At 67.9% G+C, this 17,442-nt stretch carries 19 protein-coding genes; 12 read left to right on the top strand and 7 right to left on the bottom strand.

The genetic code is table 11. The annotated features are described in order from the left end of the window. Positions 1 to 134: 134 nt before the first annotated feature. Positions 135 to 488, top strand: coding sequence for a phage holin family protein (locus U4Z31_RS15530; RefSeq protein ID WP_006477367.1), 354 nt, complete (start codon positions 135 to 137; stop codon positions 486 to 488). Positions 489 to 512: 24 nt separating this feature from the next. Then, the gene (gene metF / locus U4Z31_RS15525; RefSeq protein WP_044846364.1) at positions 513 to 1,343 is read left to right on the top strand and encodes a methylenetetrahydrofolate reductase [NAD(P)H]; all 831 of its coding nucleotides are present in this window, start codon (positions 513 to 515) and stop codon (positions 1,341 to 1,343) included. A 97-nt stretch (positions 1,344 to 1,440) separates the two neighbouring features. Here the strand turns inward: metF and U4Z31_RS15520 are convergent, their stop codons facing one another. Together U4Z31_RS15520 and U4Z31_RS15515 are read right to left on the bottom strand one after the other, a co-directional pair. Then, the gene (locus tag U4Z31_RS15520; RefSeq protein WP_321810798.1) at positions 1,441 to 2,919 is read right to left on the bottom strand and encodes an amidase; all 1,479 of its coding nucleotides are present in this window, start codon (positions 2,917 to 2,919) and stop codon (positions 1,441 to 1,443) included. Between the two features lie 81 nt (positions 2,920 to 3,000). Then, the gene (locus U4Z31_RS15515) at positions 3,001 to 3,693 is read right to left on the bottom strand and encodes a dienelactone hydrolase family protein (RefSeq protein ID WP_044846363.1); all 693 of its coding nucleotides are present in this window, start codon (positions 3,691 to 3,693) and stop codon (positions 3,001 to 3,003) included. A 270-nt stretch (positions 3,694 to 3,963) separates the two neighbouring features. Between U4Z31_RS15515 and U4Z31_RS15510 the strand changes: the two genes are divergently transcribed. Together U4Z31_RS15510 and U4Z31_RS15505 are read left to right on the top strand one after the other, a co-directional pair. Further along, on the top strand, positions 3,964 to 5,043 hold the full coding sequence (locus U4Z31_RS15510) for a nitronate monooxygenase (RefSeq protein ID WP_321810738.1): 1,080 nt from the start codon (positions 3,964 to 3,966) through the stop codon (positions 5,041 to 5,043). Positions 5,044 to 5,482: 439 nt separating this feature from the next. Next, on the top strand, positions 5,483 to 6,625 hold the full coding sequence (locus U4Z31_RS15505; RefSeq protein WP_044846361.1) for a branched-chain amino acid ABC transporter substrate-binding protein: 1,143 nt from the start codon (positions 5,483 to 5,485) through the stop codon (positions 6,623 to 6,625). An 83-nt stretch (positions 6,626 to 6,708) separates the two neighbouring features. Here U4Z31_RS15505 and U4Z31_RS15500 read toward each other — a convergent pair whose 3' ends face one another. Further along, positions 6,709 to 7,923, bottom strand: coding sequence for an MFS transporter (locus U4Z31_RS15500; protein ID WP_044846360.1), 1,215 nt, complete (start codon positions 7,921 to 7,923; stop codon positions 6,709 to 6,711). 274 nt (positions 7,924 to 8,197) lie between these two features. Here U4Z31_RS15500 and U4Z31_RS15495 point away from each other — a divergent pair, with 274 nt between their 5' ends. The 3 genes from U4Z31_RS15495 (at position 8,198) to U4Z31_RS15485 (ending at position 10,900) form a co-directional block, all read left to right on the top strand. Continuing rightward, the gene (locus tag U4Z31_RS15495; protein WP_044846358.1) at positions 8,198 to 8,857 is read left to right on the top strand and encodes a HugZ family protein; all 660 of its coding nucleotides are present in this window, start codon (positions 8,198 to 8,200) and stop codon (positions 8,855 to 8,857) included. 353 nt (positions 8,858 to 9,210) lie between these two features. Next, positions 9,211 to 9,504, top strand: a complete 294-nt coding sequence (locus U4Z31_RS15490; RefSeq protein WP_096508184.1) for an H-NS family nucleoid-associated regulatory protein — start codon at positions 9,211 to 9,213, stop codon at positions 9,502 to 9,504. A gap of 238 nt (positions 9,505 to 9,742) precedes the next feature. Continuing rightward, positions 9,743 to 10,900 (top strand): cation diffusion facilitator family transporter, encoded by a 1,158-nt coding sequence (locus U4Z31_RS15485; RefSeq protein ID WP_044846356.1) that lies wholly within the window; start codon positions 9,743 to 9,745, stop codon positions 10,898 to 10,900. 27 nt (positions 10,901 to 10,927) lie between these two features. On the opposite strand, the gene U4Z31_RS15480 is transcribed toward U4Z31_RS15485, so the two are convergent. The 3 genes from U4Z31_RS15480 to U4Z31_RS15470 form a co-directional block, all read right to left on the bottom strand. Next, on the bottom strand, positions 10,928 to 11,398 hold the full coding sequence (locus U4Z31_RS15480) for an Lrp/AsnC family transcriptional regulator (protein WP_006477376.1): 471 nt from the start codon (positions 11,396 to 11,398) through the stop codon (positions 10,928 to 10,930). A 79-nt stretch (positions 11,399 to 11,477) separates the two neighbouring features. Next, positions 11,478 to 12,137: an exonuclease gene (locus tag U4Z31_RS15475; RefSeq protein ID WP_044846355.1), complete on the bottom strand. Its 660-nt coding sequence runs from the start codon at positions 12,135 to 12,137 to the stop codon at positions 11,478 to 11,480. After that, a complete protein-coding gene (locus U4Z31_RS15470) occupies positions 12,134 to 12,778 on the bottom strand; it encodes an MBL fold metallo-hydrolase (protein WP_044846354.1) in 645 nt (214 codons plus the stop codon). The genes U4Z31_RS15475 and U4Z31_RS15470 overlap by 4 nt, the downstream gene beginning before the upstream one ends. Positions 12,779 to 13,440: 662 nt before the next feature. Between U4Z31_RS15470 and U4Z31_RS15465 the strand changes: the two genes are divergently transcribed. Next, positions 13,441 to 14,052: a septal ring lytic transglycosylase RlpA family protein gene (locus U4Z31_RS15465; RefSeq protein WP_044846353.1), complete on the top strand. Its 612-nt coding sequence runs from the start codon at positions 13,441 to 13,443 to the stop codon at positions 14,050 to 14,052. 95 nt (positions 14,053 to 14,147) lie between these two features. Here U4Z31_RS15465 and rsmI read toward each other — a convergent pair whose 3' ends face one another. Next, on the bottom strand, positions 14,148 to 15,026 hold the full coding sequence (rsmI, locus tag U4Z31_RS15460; protein ID WP_044846352.1) for a 16S rRNA (cytidine(1402)-2'-O)-methyltransferase: 879 nt from the start codon (positions 15,024 to 15,026) through the stop codon (positions 14,148 to 14,150). Positions 15,027 to 15,072: 46 nt separating this feature from the next. Here rsmI and U4Z31_RS15455 point away from each other — a divergent pair, with 46 nt between their 5' ends. The 4 genes from U4Z31_RS15455 to U4Z31_RS15440 all read left to right on the top strand — a co-directional run bounded on the left by U4Z31_RS15455 (position 15,073) and on the right by U4Z31_RS15440 (position 17,381). Next, positions 15,073 to 15,501, top strand: coding sequence for a YraN family protein (locus U4Z31_RS15455; RefSeq protein ID WP_321810797.1), 429 nt, complete (start codon positions 15,073 to 15,075; stop codon positions 15,499 to 15,501). A gap of 127 nt (positions 15,502 to 15,628) precedes the next feature. After that, the gene (locus tag U4Z31_RS15450) at positions 15,629 to 16,213 is read left to right on the top strand and encodes an SIS domain-containing protein (protein ID WP_124520491.1); all 585 of its coding nucleotides are present in this window, start codon (positions 15,629 to 15,631) and stop codon (positions 16,211 to 16,213) included. Between the two features lie 17 nt (positions 16,214 to 16,230). Further along, positions 16,231 to 17,028, top strand: a complete 798-nt coding sequence (locus tag U4Z31_RS15445; protein WP_044846349.1) for a BON domain-containing protein — start codon at positions 16,231 to 16,233, stop codon at positions 17,026 to 17,028. After that, positions 17,025 to 17,381: a c-type cytochrome gene (locus U4Z31_RS15440; protein WP_321810737.1), complete on the top strand. Its 357-nt coding sequence runs from the start codon at positions 17,025 to 17,027 to the stop codon at positions 17,379 to 17,381. The genes U4Z31_RS15445 and U4Z31_RS15440 overlap by 4 nt, the downstream gene beginning before the upstream one ends. Positions 17,382 to 17,442: the final 61 nt, after the last annotated feature.

Here is a 17,442-nt window from a genome sequence, read left to right as displayed (position 1 = left end):
TACGGCGGCACGGTGCCGGATCGCCGGCCGTCGCGTCATGTCCGCCGCTGCGCGGGCACGCGTGGCGGCCGGCGGCGGTCACCGAGCATTGACCGACCAGATCGACCAGATCGACCACCGAACCGGAGCCCTCCATGAGCGTCATCCTCACCTGGGTCATCAACGCCCTCGCGCTGCTGATCATCACGTACCTCGTGCCGTCGATCCACATCAAGAGCTTCGGCACCGCGCTGATCATTGCGGTCGTGCTCGGCCTGATCAACACGGTGATCCGGCCGGTGCTGATCCTGCTGACGCTGCCCGTCACGATCGTCACGCTCGGGGTGTTCATCCTCGTCGTGAACGCGCTGTGCTTCTGGTTCGCGTCGTCGCTGCTGAAAGGGTTCGAGGTGTCGGGTTTCTGGTCGGCGTTCTTCGGTTCGATCCTGTACAGCATCGTGTCGTGGCTGCTGTCCGCGCTGATCTTCGGGCAGCGCGACATCGGCTGACGGCCGGGCCCACTCTTGCGAATCATGAAACCGATCGAACTCTCGTTTGAATTCTTCCCGCCGAAGACGGCGGAGGGCGTCGAGAAGCTGCGCGCGACGCGTGCGCAGTTGCTGCCGCTGAAGCCGAAATTCGTCTCCGTGACGTTCGGCGCCGGCGGCTCGACGCAGCAGGGCACGCTCGATACCGTGCTCGACATGCAGAAGGACGGCCTCGAGGCCGCGCCGCACCTGTCGTGCATCGGCTCGTCGCGCGACAACCTGCGCGCGATCCTCGACCAGTACCGCTCGCACGGCATCCGGCATATCGTCGCGCTGCGCGGCGACCTGCCGTCGGGGATGGGCGCGGTCGGCGAGCTGCGCTATGCGTCCGAGCTCGTCAGCTTCATCCGCGCCGAGCATGGCGACTGGTTCCACATCGAAGTCGCCGGCTATCCGGAATACCACCCGCAATCGCGCTCGCCGAAGGCCGATCTCGAGAACTTCGCGCGCAAGGTGAAAGCCGGCGCGAATTCCGCGATCACGCAATACTTCTTCAACGCGGACGCGTATTTCCGCTTCGTCGAGGATGCGCGCAAGCTGGGGGTGGACGTGCCGATCGTGCCGGGCATCATGCCGATCACGAACTTCTCGCAGCTGATGCGCTTCTCGGAAATGTGCGGCGCGGAAGTGCCGCGCTGGGTCGCGCGCCGGCTCGAGAGCTTCGGCGACGATCGCGACGCGATCCGTGCGTTCGGCGCGGACGTCGTCACGAGCCTGTGCCAGCGCCTGATCGACGCAGGCGTGCCGGGCCTGCACTTCTATACGCTGAACGCGGCGGCCGCGACGCGGACGATCTGCGAACGGCTGTCCATGTAAGCGTCATCACGCGCTTGCATGCGTCAAAGCCCCGCCGGCAAAACCGGCTGGGCTTTTTTTTCGCTGCCGGTCGGCCGGTCCGCCCGCCGCGCCGGCGTCAGCGCTGCGCCTGCATCAGCGGCGGCCGCCGGTCGAACCACGGCCGCGCCTGTTCGAGCTGGCGCGCGAGTCTCAGCAGCAACGCATCGTCGGCGTGGCGCGCGACGAACTGCACGCCGATCGGCAGCCCGCGCGCGTTCCACCAGAGCGGCACCGACATCGCCGGCTGGCCCGTCAGGTTGAACAGCTCGGTGCAGCCGGCCCACGCGAAGGCCTTTTCCGACGCCTTCGCGAGCATCTCGCGCAGCAGCGGTTTCACCGGCAGCGCGCCGAGCAGCTTCATCTGCGCGGCTTCGAGCGGCGTCGGCTGCAGCTCGCCGATCTTGACCGGCGGCCCCGCGAGCGTCGCGCACAGGATCGCGTCGTAGCGCGACACGAGGCCCGCGACCTGCACGGTGAGCTGGCGCTGCCATTCGAGCACGTCCGGCAGGCGCGCGCGGGCGACGCGCCTGCCGACGACGGCCATCGCCCACGTCGCCGGCTCGAACTCCGCGCGCTTCGGCGTGCGTCCGGTCAGCGCGCGCGCACCCAGCACCAGCTCCTCGGCGATCGTCGCCCACAGCGTGAGAAAGGTTTCGGCCGCGCGCGCGTAGTCGATGTGCAGCGTCGCCGGTTCGATGTGATGGCCGAGCGATTCGACCAGCGCGGCCGCGTCGTCGAGCGCCGCGCGCGTGTCGCCGGCGAGCGCCGGCGCGAGCATCGGGTCGACGACGAGGCCGATCCGCAGCGGGCCGGGCGGCGCGTCGAGCGCGCCCAGAAAGGTGCCGGGTGCGCCGGGCGGCAGCGTCTGGCCGGTCGTCACGTCAAGCAGCAGCGCACTGTCGCGCACGCTGCGCGACACCGCATGCTGGACGACCAGCTCGCCGTTCGAAGGCAGGTCGACCAGCACCGGATTGCGGCTCGGCTTCAGGCCGAACAGCCCGCAGCACGACGCGGGGATCCGGATCGAGCCGCCGCCGTCGGACGCATGCGCGAGCGGCACGATGCCGGCCGCGACGGCCGCGGCCGCGCCGCCGCTCGAGCCGCCGGGCGTGTGATCGATGTCCCACGGATTGCGGCACGCGCCGAACAGCTCGGGTTCGGTGTACGGCATCTGGCCGATTTCCGACGTGTTGGTCTTGCCGAACACGTTGAGCCCGGCCGCGCGGCTGCGCGCGATCAGCGGCGAATCGTCGGCGGGGGCGAAGTAGCGGTAGTGCCGGCTGCCCATCGACAGCGGCAGCCCGGCGACCGCCGCGCCCAGATCCTTGACGAGATACGGGACGCCCGCGAACGGCGCGTCGGTGCCGGTGTCGCCGGCCTGCTCGGCCCGCTTGCGCGCGGCGTCGTAGTCCTGCAGCACGATCGCGTTGATCGCGCCGTTCACCGCTTCGGCCTGGCCGATCGCGGCGTCGAGCAGTTCGCGCGGGCTCGCCTTGCGTTCGCGCACGAGCGTGGCGAGGCCGATCGCGTCATGCGCGAGATAGTCCGAGTGCATCGCGGTCACCCCCGTTGTGACTCGTGGCGATGAAAGGAGGATAACGCGGGCCCGGCGCGCCGGACCCGCCGCCGGCGGCCTTTACAGGTGTTCGGCGAGGAACGTCAGCGTGCGGCCGTGCGCGAGCGCCGCGGCGCGCTGGTTGTACGACGCGCGGTCGGTGCAGTTGAAGCCGTGTTCGGCGCCCGGGTACAGGTGGAACGACGCATTGTGGCCGCCCGCGAACGCGGCCTTCACCTGCTCGACGGCGGCGAGCGGGATCGCGTGGTCGTTCTCCGCGTAGTGGAACAGGATCGGCTGCGTGATCTTGCCGGCGAGGTCGAGCGCATTCTGGATGCCGCCGCCGTAGTAGGCGACCGCCGCATCGACCTTGCCGGCCGCGGCCGCGCGGTACGCGAGCTGGCCGCCGAAGCAGTAGCCGATCGCGGCGACCTTGCCGGCGACTTCGGGGCGCGCGCGCAACGCGTCGGCGGCCGCGCCGATGTCCGCGACCGCGAGGCCGACGTCGGTCTTCTTCATCAGCTCGATGCCCTTGTCGCGATCGGCGCCTTCGTAGGTCAGTTCGACGCGCGGCTGCGTGCGCCAGAACACGTCCGGCGCGAGCGCGACGAAGCCGTCGGCCGCGTACTGGTCGGCGACCGCGCGAATGTGCGCGTTCACGCCGAAGATTTCCTGGATGATGATGACGGCGGGGCCCTTGCCGCGCTTGGGTAGCGCGAGATAGCCGCCGAAGCTGTCGTTACCGGTCGGGATGTCGATCCATTGGGCTGTCACGTTTGAACTCCTGGCGAACGGGCGCGCGACATGCGCGCCGCGGATGGAAATGGAGGCGGCCCAGTGTGCCACCAATCCCCGGACGCTGCAGCGCGCGCAAGCGGCGCGCCGGCCGGGTATGCGCGGCTCGAACCCGCGTGCCGAACCCGCTTCTCGCGCAGCGATCGTTTCGATCTCGATTATTCATTTTTCGGCGGCGGGCGGCTTCGATAGAGTCGAAGTGTCGGCCTTTACAAAGCGCTTTCGCGCATCGCCCCCGAAGGATTCGCCATGCCAGCCCGTACATTTTCCACCCCGTTTTCCGAACGCTTCGGCCTGCGCCTGCCGCTCGTGCAGGCGCCGATGGTCGGCGCGACCACGGCCGCGATGGTCGCGGGCGCGTCCAACGCCGGCGCGCTCGGCAGTCTCGGCGCCGGCGCGTTCGAGCCGGACCGTCTCGCGACCGAAGTCGCCGCGATTCGCGCGGCGACGTCGCGTCCGTTCGCCGTGAACCTGTTCGTGTTGCCCGACGCCGCGCCCGACGCGGCGACCGTCGCTCGCGCGCTCGCCGCGATCGATCCGTTGAACGCGACGCTCGGGCTGCCGCCGGGCAGCACGCCCGCGCGTTACGCGCCCGACTTCCGCGCGCAGCTCGACGCGCTCGTCGCGCTGCGCGTGCCGGTCGCGAGTTTCACGTTCGGCGTGCTCGACGCGGCCGACGTCGCGCGCCTGAAGGCCGCCGGCACTTACGTGATCGGCACCGCGACGCACGTCGCCGAGGGGCTCGCGTGGCGGGCGGCCGGCGCCGACGCGCTGTCCGCGCAGGGCGCCGAAGCCGGCGGCCATCGCGGTACCTTCATCGGCCCGGCCGACGATGCGCTGATCGGCACGCTCGCGCTGGTGCCGCAGCTCGTCGATGCGACCGGGCTGCCCGTGCTCGCCGCGGGCGGCATCATGGACGGCCGCGGGATCGCCGCCGCGCTCGCGCTCGGCGCGCAGGGCGCGCAGCTCGGCACCGCGTTCCTGACGTGTGCGGAAAGCGCGATCGCGGCGGACTGGAAGGCGCGGCTGCTCGCGAGCGCCGATACGTCGACGCAGGTCACGCGAGCGATCACCGGCCGCCATGCGCGTGGCTTGAGCAATGCGCTGATGATGCGGCTCGGCGAACGCGTGGCCGATGCCGCGCCGTATCCGGTGCAGAACGCGCTGACCCAGCCGCTGCGCCAGGCCGCCGCGCGCGCGAATGACGGCGACTACCTGTCGCTGTGGGCCGGGCAGGGCGCGCCGCTCGCCAGGCGGCGCGACGCCGCGCTGACGACGTCGCAGCTCGTCGACGCGCTCGACGCCGAATGGCGCGCGGTGCCTGCGTAAACGATTCGACGGCCGCCGGAGCGGCTCGCGTCGGCACACGAAACGCGCGCGTTGTCACGCGCGTTTCATTCAATGATCCCGCGCACAAAATACCGAATCGAAATGACACGGGAATGCTTTAAATCAACCTTTCGCCAGGCCGCGTGGAACTAGCGGAAACCCTTATCCGGCGGGGCTTGCGGCGACATTCGAGCAGTCATTCCAAAGCGCCCGTATCGGTAGTGTTACCACTACCCCAAAAAAGTCCCACAAATTAATTTGATCACCTACACTTGCGCGCAAGTACGGGCGGGCGGCTGCTAAAAGCGGTTGCTTCCCACGTGCTTGAGGCCAAGTGCATGAACGATGCAACCGGCGAATCGTCCAGTGAATGCAAACACAGGGATGGCAGCGGGGCACCGGGCGATGGCGTTTATTGGGACCGAAACTGGAGACTTACATGAATATCAAGATGCAAAAGCTGTTGCCTATCACCGCAGCGGCGATGCTGTGCGTTGCAGCGGCAAGCAACGCGGCCGCCGATCAAGTCGTCAAGATCGGCCACGTCGCGCCCTTGACGGGCGGTATTGCACACCTGGGCAAGGACAACGAAAACGGTGCACGTCTCGCAGTCGAGGAGATCAACGCCAAGGGTCTCACGATCGGCGGCCAGAAAATCACGCTGCAACTCGACGCGCAGGATGACGCGGCCGACCCGCGCCAGGCCACGCAGGTTGCGCAGAAGCTCGTCGACGACAAGGTCGTCGCGGTGGTCGGCCACCTGAACTCGGGCACGTCGATCCCGGCCTCGAAGATCTACAGCGATTCGGGCATCGTGCAGATCTCGCCGTCGGCGACCAACCCGGCGTACACGCAGCAAGGCTTCAAGACCACGTATCGCGTGGTGGCGACCGATGCGCAGCAAGGCCCGGCACTCGCGAACTACGCGCACTCGAAGGGCATCAAGAGCGTCGCGGTGGTCGACGATTCGACCGCCTACGGCCAGGGTCTCGCGAACGAGTTCGAGAAGAAGGCGAAGGCGCTCGGCCTGAAGGTGATGTCGCACGACGCGACCAACGACAAGGCGGTCGACTTCCGCGCGATTCTGACCAAGATCAAGGGCGAGAACCCGGACGCGATCATGTACGGCGGCATGGACGCCACCGGCGGCCCGTTCGCGAAACAGGCGAAGCAGCTCGGCCTGCGCGCGAAGATCCTCGCGGGCGACGGCGTGTGCACGGAGAAGCTGGCCGACCTGGCCGGCGACGCGACCGACAACGTCGTGTGCTCGGAAGCCGGTGCTTCGCTCGAGAAGATGGCGGGCGGCGCGGCGTTCAAGGCGAAGTACGAGAAGCGCTTCGGCCAGCCGATCCAGATCTACGCACCGTTCACGTACGACGCCGTGTACATCATCGTCGATGCGATGAAGCGCTCGAACTCGACGGATCCGGCGAAGATTCTCGCTGCGATGCCGGCGACGAACTACTCGGGCGTGATCGGCACGACGACCTTCGACTCGAAGGGCGACCTGCAGCACGGCGTGATCTCGCTGTACAACTACAAGAGCGGCAAGAAGACGCTGCTCGACGAAGTGAAGATGTAAGCTGAACAGCGGTCGACAGAAGGGGTGAAAGCGCGCCTGCGGCAACGCAGGCGCGCTTTCTTTTTGGCGCGCCCGCCGCGCGGTCAGATCTTCAGGTGTGCGAGGACCTTCGGTGCGACGGCCGCGACGAGCGCCGCGCACAGCGCGACGACCGCCAGCCCGATGGTCAGGTTCGCCGTCTGCGCGACCGCGCCAATCACGACCGGACCGAACAGCAGTCCGAAATACGCGAGCCCGGCCACGTGCGCGAGGCCTTCGGCCGCGTGGATGCCTTTCACGCGCGCGGCGGCGGCGAACAGCACGGGCATCATGTTCGCGAGGCCGAGACCCATCAGCGTGAAGCCCGTCAGCACGGCGATCGGGTTCGGCAGCAGCAGTGCGCCGATCATCCCTGCGCACGCGAGCGACGCGCTCGCGAACACGAGCTGCGGCGCGCCGAAGCGCGCGCGCACCGCGTCGCCGGCGAAACGCGCGACCGCCATCCCGCCGGAGAACGCCGCATACGCGGCGCTCGCGAGCGCGGGGCTCGCCGCGACGACGTCGCGCATGTAGACGGTCGCCCAGTCGTACATCGCGCCTTCGGCGATCAGCGCGATCAACGCGATGCCGCCGAGCATCCACAGCGCGGGCGAGCGCCAGCGGTTGCCGCCGCCGTGCGCGTGTTCGTGATGCGGCACGTGCGGCAGCACGGCCGGGCTCGCGGCGAGCAGCACCGCGGCGCTGACGGCCGCCGCGAGCGCGAGATGCACGGCCGGCGCCATGCCGGCCGACAGCAGCGCGCCGCCGGCCGCCGCCCCCGACATCCCGCCGATGCTGAACATCCCGTGCAGCGACGACATGATCGGCTTGCCGAGCGCGATCTCGACCGCGCTCGCCTCGGCATTCATCGCGACGTCGAGCGTCGCCATCGAGAAGCCGAACAGCGCGAGCACGACGAGCAGCATCCAGTAATCGGGGACCACGAGGATCAGCGCCGCGCAGGCGGACATCACGAGCCCGCCCGCGAGGCACGCGGTGCGCGAGCCGACGCGCGCGATCCAGCGCGCGATCGTCAGCATCGCGGCGATGGAGCCGCCCGCGACCGCGAACAGCGCGATCGACAGCAGCCCCGGGCTCAACGCGAACTTGTCGCGCACGGTCGGCACGTGCACGCCCCACGACGCGTACATCATGCCGGCGACGAAGAACAGCGCCATCGTGGCCGTGCGTGCGCGCTGGCGGACCGGCAACGCCAGCACGCGATGCGCGTCGGGCGGCGCGGAAAAGTCGGACGAGGATCGGGAGGAGGATTCGGACACGGAGCGCTCTTGAATGGACGATGCGCGGGCGCGTCGCGCCCGTCGGATTCGTCCGATTCTATCGAACCGTTTACGGTCTTGCCGGCGCGCTGGCCGTGCGGCCGGTCGTGATAGGCGCGCACTTCGCCTTCACGCGGCGCGTCGGCCATCCGGCCGATGCCCGGCAAGCCGCCGCCGCGGGTAACATCGATGCGCAGGCGGCGTGCCCGACGCGTTCCGGCGCGGCCCGCCTTCGCCACCCTTGCCATCAGGCCTTCCGAACGCAGGAGTCACCGTGAACATCGATCCCGTCCTTGCCTTGCACCTGCTGCATCGCTGCGCGCTCGGCACGCTCGCGACCCACGCGCGCGACCCGCAAGGCTTTCCCTATCCGACGGTCGTGCCGTTCGCACCCGATGCGGATCATCGGCCCGTGATTCTCGTGAGCGGCCTCGCCGAGCACACACGCAACCTCGCCGCCGATCCGCGCGCGGGCTTCCTGGTCGTCGACGCGCCGGACGGCGACGTGCTGAACGCCGAGCGCGCGACGCTGCTCGGCCGCTTCGTGCCGCTCGGCGACGCGCCGCATGTCGCCGCGCGCTACCTGCGCTACGAACCCGACGCCGCGCGCTATCTCGCGCTCGGCGATTTCACGTTCTGGGCGCTCGAGATCGAGCGGCTGCGCTATATCGGTGGATTCGGCCGGATGGGCTGGGTGGACGGCACCGGCCTCGATGCGCTGCCGCCGCTCGGGTTCGACGACGAACGGGCGCTGTGGGACGCATACGACTCGAGCGCTGCGCGCCGCGCCGGGCTCGACCTGCTCGGCGTCGACCGCCACGGCGCCGACTGGCGCTGCGACGGCCGCCGTGTGCGCACGCCGTTCGACCCGGTGCCCGGCGATGCCGGCGCGCTGCGCGAGCGGTTGATGGCCTGCGCGCGGGATGTGACGTGAGGCCGCGGATTCAGCTTTGTCTGTTTAGCGTCACGCGCCGTACGATTTTCGCAAACATGTCGCCGGATGAAAGCTTTGATTTTTCCGAATGCGGGTAATTGCGTATGTTGATAGACCTATTTCCGGATCGGTAATGTCCTAATCTCTATGCAAGCGCGTAAAAATTTGAGAAAAGGCCGTGGCCGGTCAAAATGACATGCGTGAATTACAATTGGTCTCGGGATTTTCATGAATCCTGCTTCTATCAAATCTTTTTTGTGCTAATCTCTGCCTTCAAAATCCGAGGCACAAATATTTCATGAATGGTGAGCCGGCAGCAGATCGGCGCCATTGGTCATATCGAAAGGGAAACTATGTCTTCTTACAAGGACCTGCTGGCCCAGCGGGAGAAGCTGGAGAAGCAAATCGAAGAAGCGAAGTCGCGCGAATACGCCGAAGTGCTGAATGACGTGAAGCAGAAAATTGCCGACTACGGCTTTTCGCTCGCCGAACTCGGCCTCAGCCGCGCGAAGGCAGGCAAGGTCGGTCGTCCGCGCGCAGGCGTGGCAGCGAAGTACCGCGATCCGGAAACGGGCGCGACGTGGTCGGGCCGTGGCAAGCCGCCGCGCTGGATCGCCGGCAAGGACCGCGAACAGTTCTCGATTTAAACGACTGTTTAAATCATTGCCTCGAAAAGAGCCGCGTATCCGTGCAGGAGCGCGGCTTTTTTGTATCGTGGGATCGGAATGTATGCGTTCTGTCATGGAAATGTCAGAAACGGCGCGTGAATGAAAATGCGACCCGTTCGCATAAGCGATTGATTTAAATGGAAAATTTGGGGTTATCGGAATGCCCCGCGAGGGTCGTTTGGTAGAATTACGTATCCCAACCGATATCTCGTATTTCATGTCCACGTTTTCCGACGACGCACAAAGCGCAGATAAGCACGCGGTCGCGCGCAAGAGCACCCTCGTCAGTATCGTGCTGAATGTGGTGCTTGCGACGTTTCAGATCGTCGTCGGCGTGGTTGCGCATTCGCAGGCATTGATTGCCGATGGTATCCATTCGATTTCCGATTTGATCTCGGATTTTGTCGTACTGGTTGCGAATCGCCATAGTGGCGCATCGCCGGATGCCGATCACAATTACGGACACAGCCGCTACGAGACCGTCGCGTCGCTGTTTCTCGGCGCGATCCTGATCGCGGTCGGCATCGGCATGCTCTGGCGCGCCGGCAACCGTCTCGTGAATCTCGAAAACATCCCGGCCGTCCATTTTTCCGCGCTGATCGTCGCGCTCACGGTGCTCGTGTCGAAAGAGGCGCTGTTCCGCTACATGCTGCGCGAGGCGCGGCGCGTGCGTTCGGCGATGCTCGTCGCGAACGCATGGCATGCGCGCTCGGATGCCGCATCGTCGCTCGTCGTCGCGATCGGCATCGTCGGCAGTCTCGCCGGCGTGCGGCTGCTCGACCCGATCGCCGCCGCGATCGTTGGCTTCATGGTCGCGCGCATGGGCTGGACGTTCGGCTATGACGCGCTGCAGGACCTGTCGGATCGCGCACTCGACACCACCGACACGGCCGAGATCCGCGCGCTGCTCGCCGCGACGCCGGGCGTGCGCGACGTGCACGACCTGCGCACGCGCAAGATGGGCGATGCGGCGCTCGTCGACGCGCACATCCTCGTCGATCCGATGATCTCCGTCTCCGAAGGGCATTACATCGCGGAAACCGCACGAGCGCGCGTGCTGCGTGACCCGCGCGTGCTCGACGCACTGATCCACGTCGACCCCGAGAACGATGTGGCGCGCCGTCCGGCGCTCGCGCTGCCGCCGCGCGCCGAGATCGCGGCGCGGCTCGAGGCCGCGCTCGCGCAGCGCGGGCTGCATCCGGCCGCGATCAACCTGCACTACCTGAGTACGGGGCTCGAGATCGACGTGACGCTCGACGCCGGCGCGGGCGATACCGACGCGGCACTGGCCGGCCGGCTCGATGTCGACGCGCTGAAGCGCCAGTTCGGCGCGCGCCGGATCGGCTTCACGCGCGGGCTGCCGGCGCAGGCGTGAGCGGCGCCCGCGACCGCGGGCCGCGCGTTACAGCGGCAGTTGCGTGTCGAACTTGATTTCGCGCAGCACGACGCTCGTGCGCACCTGCGACACGGCCGGGATCTTGAAGATCCGTTCGTGCAGGAAGACGTCGTAGGCCTTGATGTCGGGGGCGACGATCTTGAGGATGTAATCGGCTTCGCCCGTCGTGCTGTAGCACTCGGTGACTTCCGGGCAGGTCGCGATCTCGCGCTCGAACTGTTCGACGCCGCCTTCGTTGTGGCGGGTCAGGTGCACGTGCGCGAGCGCGCAGACGTGCAGGCCGAGCTTCTCGCGATCGAGCAGCGCGGTGTAGCGCTGGATCACGCCGGACTGTTCCATGTCCTTGATGCGGCGCCAGCACGGCGTACTCGACAGGCCGACCTGGTCGGAGATTTCCTGCACGGAACGGCGCGCGTCGAGCTGCAACAGGCGAAGGATTTTTTGCGAAAAGGAATCGAGCGTCACCTGCGCCTCCATGCGGCAGCTACAACACGCTGAATGTTAGAGGCCCGGGAAAGGAAAGGCAATCTGGCGGCGCGCCGTTGAGCGAGATTCGCTAATTTGCCCGCGGATCCGTTGGGTTTTGTCCTGCTCCCGCCTGTTCCGACCGGTCGGTGTCGGCCACCGCGAGGCCCGCGAGCGCGGCTTGCTGGCGGCGCAGGTCGGCGAGCATGTTGCAGAACAGCGCGCCTTGCTCGATCGCGTCGTCGAGCGCGACGTGCGTGTGCGGATGATCGTCGAACCAGTGCTTCGGAAAGCGCGGCTTGATCGCCTTGCGGTACGGCAGGCCCGTCATCGCGAACGCGAGCGTCTTGATGTCGAGCGCCGACCACGAGAACGGGCAGCGTCCGGCGAAGTGCATCATGTACCAGAACATGAACGTGAAATCGAAGCCGGCCGGCATCGCGACGAACACCGGCTTGCCGGGCAGCGCCTCGACCCATTCGACGTACGCGACGAGCGCGGCCGCCGGCGCCTGCAGGTCGCGCCGGCACGCGGCCCACGCTTGCGGCTCCGTCTTCCACCACGCTTCCTGCACCGGATGGGCCTGCGCGCCGGGCAGCGTCTCGAGGTTCGCGGAGAACGTCGCGATCAGCTGCTTGTCCTCCGTATAGGCGGCCGACGCGAAGCTCAGCATCGAGTGCGGGCCAGGAATCGGCCCGTCGGCCTCGACGTCGGTGCTGACGTAGATTTCGGGGATGGCGGTCTGGTTCATCCGAACACCTTGTCGGACACGAACGGATTCGTGCGGCGCTCGTCGCCGAAGGTCGACACCGGGCCGTGGCCCGGCACGAACGTGACGTCGTCGCCGAGCGGCCACAGCTTCTCCTTGATCGAGCGCACGAGGTCCGCGTGGTTGCCGCGCGGGAAATCGGTGCGGCCGATCGAGCCGGCGAACAGCACGTCGCCGACGATCGCGACGCGATGCGCGCGGCTGAAGAACACGACGTGGCCGGGCGTGTGGCCGGGGCAGTGATAGACCTCGAGCGTCTCGTCGCCGAACTGCACGGTGTCGCCGTCGTTCAGCCAGTGGTCCGGCTCGAACGTTTCGGCGGCCGGGAAGCCGAAGCGCTGGCTCTGCATCGGCAGTTGCTCGATCCAGAAGCGCTCGTCTTCCTGCGGTCCCACGATCGGCACGCCGTAGTGCGTCGCGAGTGCCTTCGCGCCCGCGCAGTGATCGACGTGGCCGTGCGTGAGCAGCACCTTCTCGACCTGCACGTTCTGCCGCGCGATCTCCTGTTCGATCCGTTCGAGATCGCCGCCCGGATCGACGACGGCGGCGCGGCCGGTCTTTTCGCAGACGAGCAGCGAGCAGTTCTGCTGGAACGGCGTGACCGGAATGAGCGTGACTTTCATGGAGGCACCGCGGCGGCTAAAAGGAGCGATTGTACCGGTCGCGCGCGCGGCATGCCGGCCCTGCGGTGCGGTGTCGGACGCCGCTCGTGCGGGCAATCCCGGAGCATCCCGATTGTTACAGCCATAGCGAGAATCAATGGTCCGGACGGGGGCCTTTTCGAGACAGGCTTTTGGTTTATGTATAATGCGCCCCATTGCGCGTGAATTTCACGCAATTCGCTGGTGTTTCGACCCCGTTAAACGGGGTGTCGGATTCACCGTCAAGCATCGACCGCCGGGGAGTCCGGCGGTGTATCCAGCACCGAGCATTCGGTGCTCACGTCTTGTCCGGCCGGGTGCTGCGCGCCCGTCTGCGGCCCTGCTGCCGCGCCGCCGGATGAGGCCTGTGCCGCCGTTCCTGTGCGTTGGCTGTACGCGACGCGCGCGAACGTGAAAGCCATGTTCGATGGCGGCATGTGGGGTCTGGTCAGGCTGCCGGGGACAGGTTGCGCCAGACGTGAAAACTAATCAGGACGGTTGCGGCACAGACGAAAGCCGCGCCCATGCTAGCCGCCTGCTCGCATAGCCGAGCGGGGCGTGCACGCATTTGCCGTCCGGGCCGCATATCTGCGTTGTTGAGCAGCGTTGTACTGGTGCGGCCCGAACCAGAAGGCGACACGTCGATGAATTTTCGATTTCCGACTCGATTCGGGACCATTGCTTTATTTTTTGCGCTGACGGGCTGTGCGGTGCCACCCAGCCAGACCACCGGCAGCGACAACCAGAAGAACGCGGCCAACAAGACGGCCGCGGCCGCGAAAGCGGATGACGACAAGCAGCAACTGAATTTCGATTCCGCGCTGGCATCGATGCCGGCTGCCGACAGCAAGGACGCGAAGAAGTCGTCGCTGGCGGACGCCGAGCCGATCGACGGCAAGGATGTGTCCGACTTCCGCCAGACGGGCCGGGCATCGTGGTATGGCCGGGATTTCCACGGCCGCCGCACCGCGAACGGCGAGCGCTTCAACATGAACGCGCTGACCGCCGCGCACCGCACGCTGCCGCTGTCGTCGTACATCAGGGTGACGAACGCGTCGACCGGCAAGTGGGTCGTCGTGAAGGTCAACGATCGCGGGCCGTACAAGCGCGGCCGCGTGCTCGACCTGTCGTATGCCGCTGCCCGGATGATCGGCCTCGTGCACGCCGGCACGGGCCGCGTGAAGATCGAAGGGCTGTCGCCGCAGGAAGCGCGCGAGGCACGCGACGAAATGTTGGCGTCGGTCTCGGCGAGGTAACGCGGCGGTTCGTCCGCCTACGCAAAAGGGCTGCCTTCGGGCAGCCCTTTTGCATTTCCGCGTGCCGGGCGGCGGAGGCCGTCCGTGCTCGCGCGTCAGCCTTCCTTCAGCACCAGCGCGCGCGCATACAGCGCGTTGCGCGACGCGCCCGTCAGCGCGGCCGCGAGCTTCGCCGCGCTCTTCACCGGCACTTCTTCCAGCAGCAGCTTGAGCAGCGCGTCGTGCGCGGTGTCGTCGGCTTCGCCGCCGTCGGCCGGCGCGCCTTCCACGACCAGCACGAACTCGCCGCGCTGCCGGTTCGCATCGCCGTCGAGCCAGCTCTGTCCTTCGGCCAGGGTGCCCTGGAACAGCTGCTCGTGTAGCTTGGTGAGCTCGCGCGCAATCAGCAGCCGGCGCGCGGGGCCGAACACGTCGGCGAGGGCGGCGACGGTGTCCGCGATCCGGTGCGGCGCTTCGTAGAAGACTAGCGCGTACGGGTGCTGCACGAGCGCCTGCAGCGCGCTCGCACGCTGCTTCGCCTTCGGCGGCAGGAAGCCCGCGAACGTGAACGTGCCGGCCCAGTCGCCCGCCACGCTCAGCGCGGTCACGGCCGCGCTCGCGCCCGGCAGCGGAATCACCGCGAAGCCGGCCGCGCGCACGGCGTCGACGAGCCGCGCGCCGGGGTCCGAAATGCCGGGCGTGCCGGCGTCCGACACGTACGCGACGCGTTCGCCGGCGCGCAGCAGCTCGATCACGCGTAGCGCGGCTTCGCGTTCGTTGTGCTCGTGCACGGCGACGAGCGGCTTCGAGATCCCGTAGCGGGCCAGCAGCTGGCCCGTGTTGCGCGTGTCTTCGGCCGCGATGCGGTCGGCGAGGCCGAGCACGTGCAGCGCGCGCAGCGTGATGTCGGCGGTGTTGCCGATCGGCGTCGCGACCACGTAGAGCGCGGCGTCCGGGTAGTGCTGTGTTTGCGCGAGTTCGAGGAGGGCAGTCATGGCAGGCAATGCGCGCAATCGCGGCGCAAGCGGAACAAGGACGGCATTGTGCCACGCGGCGCCGGCCGCGCCGGGCGGCGAGCGCGGTTTGCCGCGCGGCGGCGGCAACTTTTCCGGCGCGGCGCGATCCAGGTCGGTTGGCGCGACGTTCGAGCAGCGCGCGCGGCAGTTCCTGGAGCGCCGCGGTCTCGCGTTCGTCGCGGCGAACGTGGCGATGCGCGGCGGCGAACTCGACCTCGTGATGCGCACGCCCGACGGCACGCTCGTGTTCGTCGAGGTGCGCGCGCGGCGCAGCACGCGGCACGGCGGCGCGGCCGCGAGCATCGGCTGGCGCAAGCGGCGGCGTCTGGTCGCGGCCGCGCTTCATTTCTGGGTACGGCATGGCGCGGGTGCCGCGTGCCGTTTCGACGTCGTCGCGTTCGAGGCCGGCCGGCTCGAGTGGCTGCGCGATGCATTTCGTGCCGACGATGCGTAGCCGCGAGCTGTGACGAGATGTAAAGAGTTCTCGTCATACCCCCGGAGAGGGTGCCGGAGTGCGGTAAACTCGCCGCACCCATGACGTTGCGCGCGGTGTGCCCACGCGCCCAGTTCACCAGGAATCGATGTCAGTCGAACGTATTCAGCAACATTTCCGTGACAGCGCCGCGCTACACGCCGAAGCGGCCGACGCGCTGTCGCTGCCGATCGCAGCCGCGGTCGATGCGATGTTCGCCGCGCTGGCGAACGGCAACAAGATCGTCGCGTGCGGCGACGGCCCGTCGGCCGCTGCCGCGCACTACCTCGCCGTGTCGCTCGTCGGCGGCTTCGAGCGCGAGCGTCCGGGCCTGCCCGCGATCGCGCTGGCCACCGATGCGTCGCAGGGCGGCCTCATGGGGGCATCCGCCGTCGACCAGCTGTTCGCGCAGCAGGTGCGCGTGCTCGGGCAGACCGGCGACATCCTGCTGGTGCTCGACGCGAGCGGTGCGTCGCCGCGCGTGCTGGCTGCGATCGACGAGGCGCACGAGCGCGAGATGACCGTCGTCGCGCTGACGGGTGGCGACGGCCAAGCCGTCGCGGCCGCGCTGTCCGATACCGATATTCCGATCAGCGTGCCCGCCTCGCGCGCGGCGCGCGTCCATGAAGTCCATCTGCTGACCATCCACTGCCTGTGCGACGGCATCGACGCGATGCTGCTGGGTGAGGATTGAACGAAGGAGAGCCGTCGATGAACCAAAGCCGCGTCAAACAGACGCTCGTCAGAACCACGTTGCTCGCCGCGCTCACGGCGGGCCTCGCGATGTCGCTGCAGGGTTGCGTGCTCGGCGTGCTGGGTGCGGCGGCCGGCGGCGGCGCGCTGATCGCGACCGATCGCCGCACGCTCGGCGCGCAGACCGAGGATCGCGAGATCCAGGTCAAGTCGCTCACGCAGATCAACAACGGGCTGCCGGACCAGTCGCACGTGAACGTGACGGTGTTCAACCGCCGCGTGCTGCTGACGGGCGAAGTGCCGAACGACGCATCGAAGCAGCGCGCCGAGGAAATCGTGCGCGGCATCAACAACGTGAACGGCATCGTCAACGAGCTGTCGGTCGAGCCGGCATCGTCGCTGTCGTCGCGCGCGAACGACTCGTATCTCGAAGGACGCGTGAAGTCCGAGTTCATCGCGACGAAGGGGCTGTCGGCGAACTACTACAAGGTCGTCAGCGAGCGCGGCAACATCTACCTGCTGGGTCTCGTGACGGTCGACGAAGGCAATCGCGGCGCGGATGCGGCGAGCCAGGTGCCGGGCGTCGAGAAGGTCGTGAAGGTGTTCCAGTACATCCAGCCGCAGGACGCGCAGGCACTGCAGGCCGCGTCGCCGAGCGGGGCGTCCGGCGCGCAGCCCGCCGCCGCGCCCGCGGATGCCGCGACGGTCGGTGCCGTGCCCGATGCGTCGGTCCAGTCCACGCCGCTGCAACCGCCGGCGCCGATCTCGAATTCGTCGAGCGTGCATCCGGGTAACCCGAAGGCCACGCCGCAATGAAGTCGACGCAGATGAAGTTGAAGCACTGGATGGTGCACGCCGCGGCGGCCGCGCTCGCGGCCGGCGCGCTCGGCACGGCGCATGCGGACGTCGGCGACGGCCTGAAGGTCGCGCGCGGCAATGCCTGCATGGGCTGCCACGCAGTGGACCGCAAGCTCGTCGGTCCGTCGTTCAAGGACATCGCCGCGCGCTACAAGTCCGATCCGCAGGCCGTCGCGAAGCTGTCGAAGAAGGTGAAGGACGGCGGCTCCGGCGTGTGGGGCGCGATTCCGATGCCGGCGCACCCGCGCATGAGCGACGCGGATCTGCGCTCCGTGGTCGAATGGGTGCTGGCCGGCGCGCCGTCGAAGTGACGCGCCGGGGTGACGGAACCCCTATTGCCAAGCGCGGAAATGCATGTGTATGATGGTTGTC

Source organism: Burkholderia sp. BCC1985, from assembly GCF_905339915.1.
Classification (GTDB): domain Bacteria; phylum Pseudomonadota; class Gammaproteobacteria; order Burkholderiales; family Burkholderiaceae; genus Burkholderia.
Note: the sequence above shows the minus strand (reverse complement) of the source record. Positions and strands in the feature narration are given on the sequence as shown.

Bases quoted from the DNA above. Each gene is read 5' to 3' on its own strand.
- rsmI (WP_044846352.1), bottom strand. From the start codon at position 15,026: ATGACTGCCCTCCTCGAACTCGCGCAAACACAGCACTACCCGGACGCC.
- U4Z31_RS15510 (WP_321810738.1), top strand. From the start codon at position 3,964: ATGCCAGCCCGTACATTTTCCACCCCGTTTTCCGAACGCTTCGGCCTG.
- U4Z31_RS15530 (WP_006477367.1), top strand. From the start codon at position 135: ATGAGCGTCATCCTCACCTGGGTCATCAACGCCCTCGCGCTGCTGATC.
- U4Z31_RS15445 (WP_044846349.1), top strand. From the start codon at position 16,231: ATGAACCAAAGCCGCGTCAAACAGACGCTCGTCAGAACCACGTTGCTC.
- metF (WP_044846364.1), top strand. From the start codon at position 513: ATGAAACCGATCGAACTCTCGTTTGAATTCTTCCCGCCGAAGACGGCG.
- U4Z31_RS15490 (WP_096508184.1), top strand. From the start codon at position 9,211: ATGTCTTCTTACAAGGACCTGCTGGCCCAGCGGGAGAAGCTGGAGAAG.
- U4Z31_RS15450 (WP_124520491.1), top strand. From the start codon at position 15,629: ATGTCAGTCGAACGTATTCAGCAACATTTCCGTGACAGCGCCGCGCTA.
- U4Z31_RS15505 (WP_044846361.1), top strand. From the start codon at position 5,483: ATGAATATCAAGATGCAAAAGCTGTTGCCTATCACCGCAGCGGCGATG.
- U4Z31_RS15470 (WP_044846354.1), bottom strand. From the start codon at position 12,778: ATGAAAGTCACGCTCATTCCGGTCACGCCGTTCCAGCAGAACTGCTCG.
- U4Z31_RS15480 (WP_006477376.1), bottom strand. From the start codon at position 11,398: ATGGAGGCGCAGGTGACGCTCGATTCCTTTTCGCAAAAAATCCTTCGC.
- U4Z31_RS15475 (WP_044846355.1), bottom strand. From the start codon at position 12,137: ATGAACCAGACCGCCATCCCCGAAATCTACGTCAGCACCGACGTCGAG.
- U4Z31_RS15520 (WP_321810798.1), bottom strand. From the start codon at position 2,919: ATGCACTCGGACTATCTCGCGCATGACGCGATCGGCCTCGCCACGCTC.
- U4Z31_RS15440 (WP_321810737.1), top strand. From the start codon at position 17,025: ATGAAGTCGACGCAGATGAAGTTGAAGCACTGGATGGTGCACGCCGCG.
- U4Z31_RS15485 (WP_044846356.1), top strand. From the start codon at position 9,743: ATGTCCACGTTTTCCGACGACGCACAAAGCGCAGATAAGCACGCGGTC.
- U4Z31_RS15465 (WP_044846353.1), top strand. From the start codon at position 13,441: ATGAATTTTCGATTTCCGACTCGATTCGGGACCATTGCTTTATTTTTT.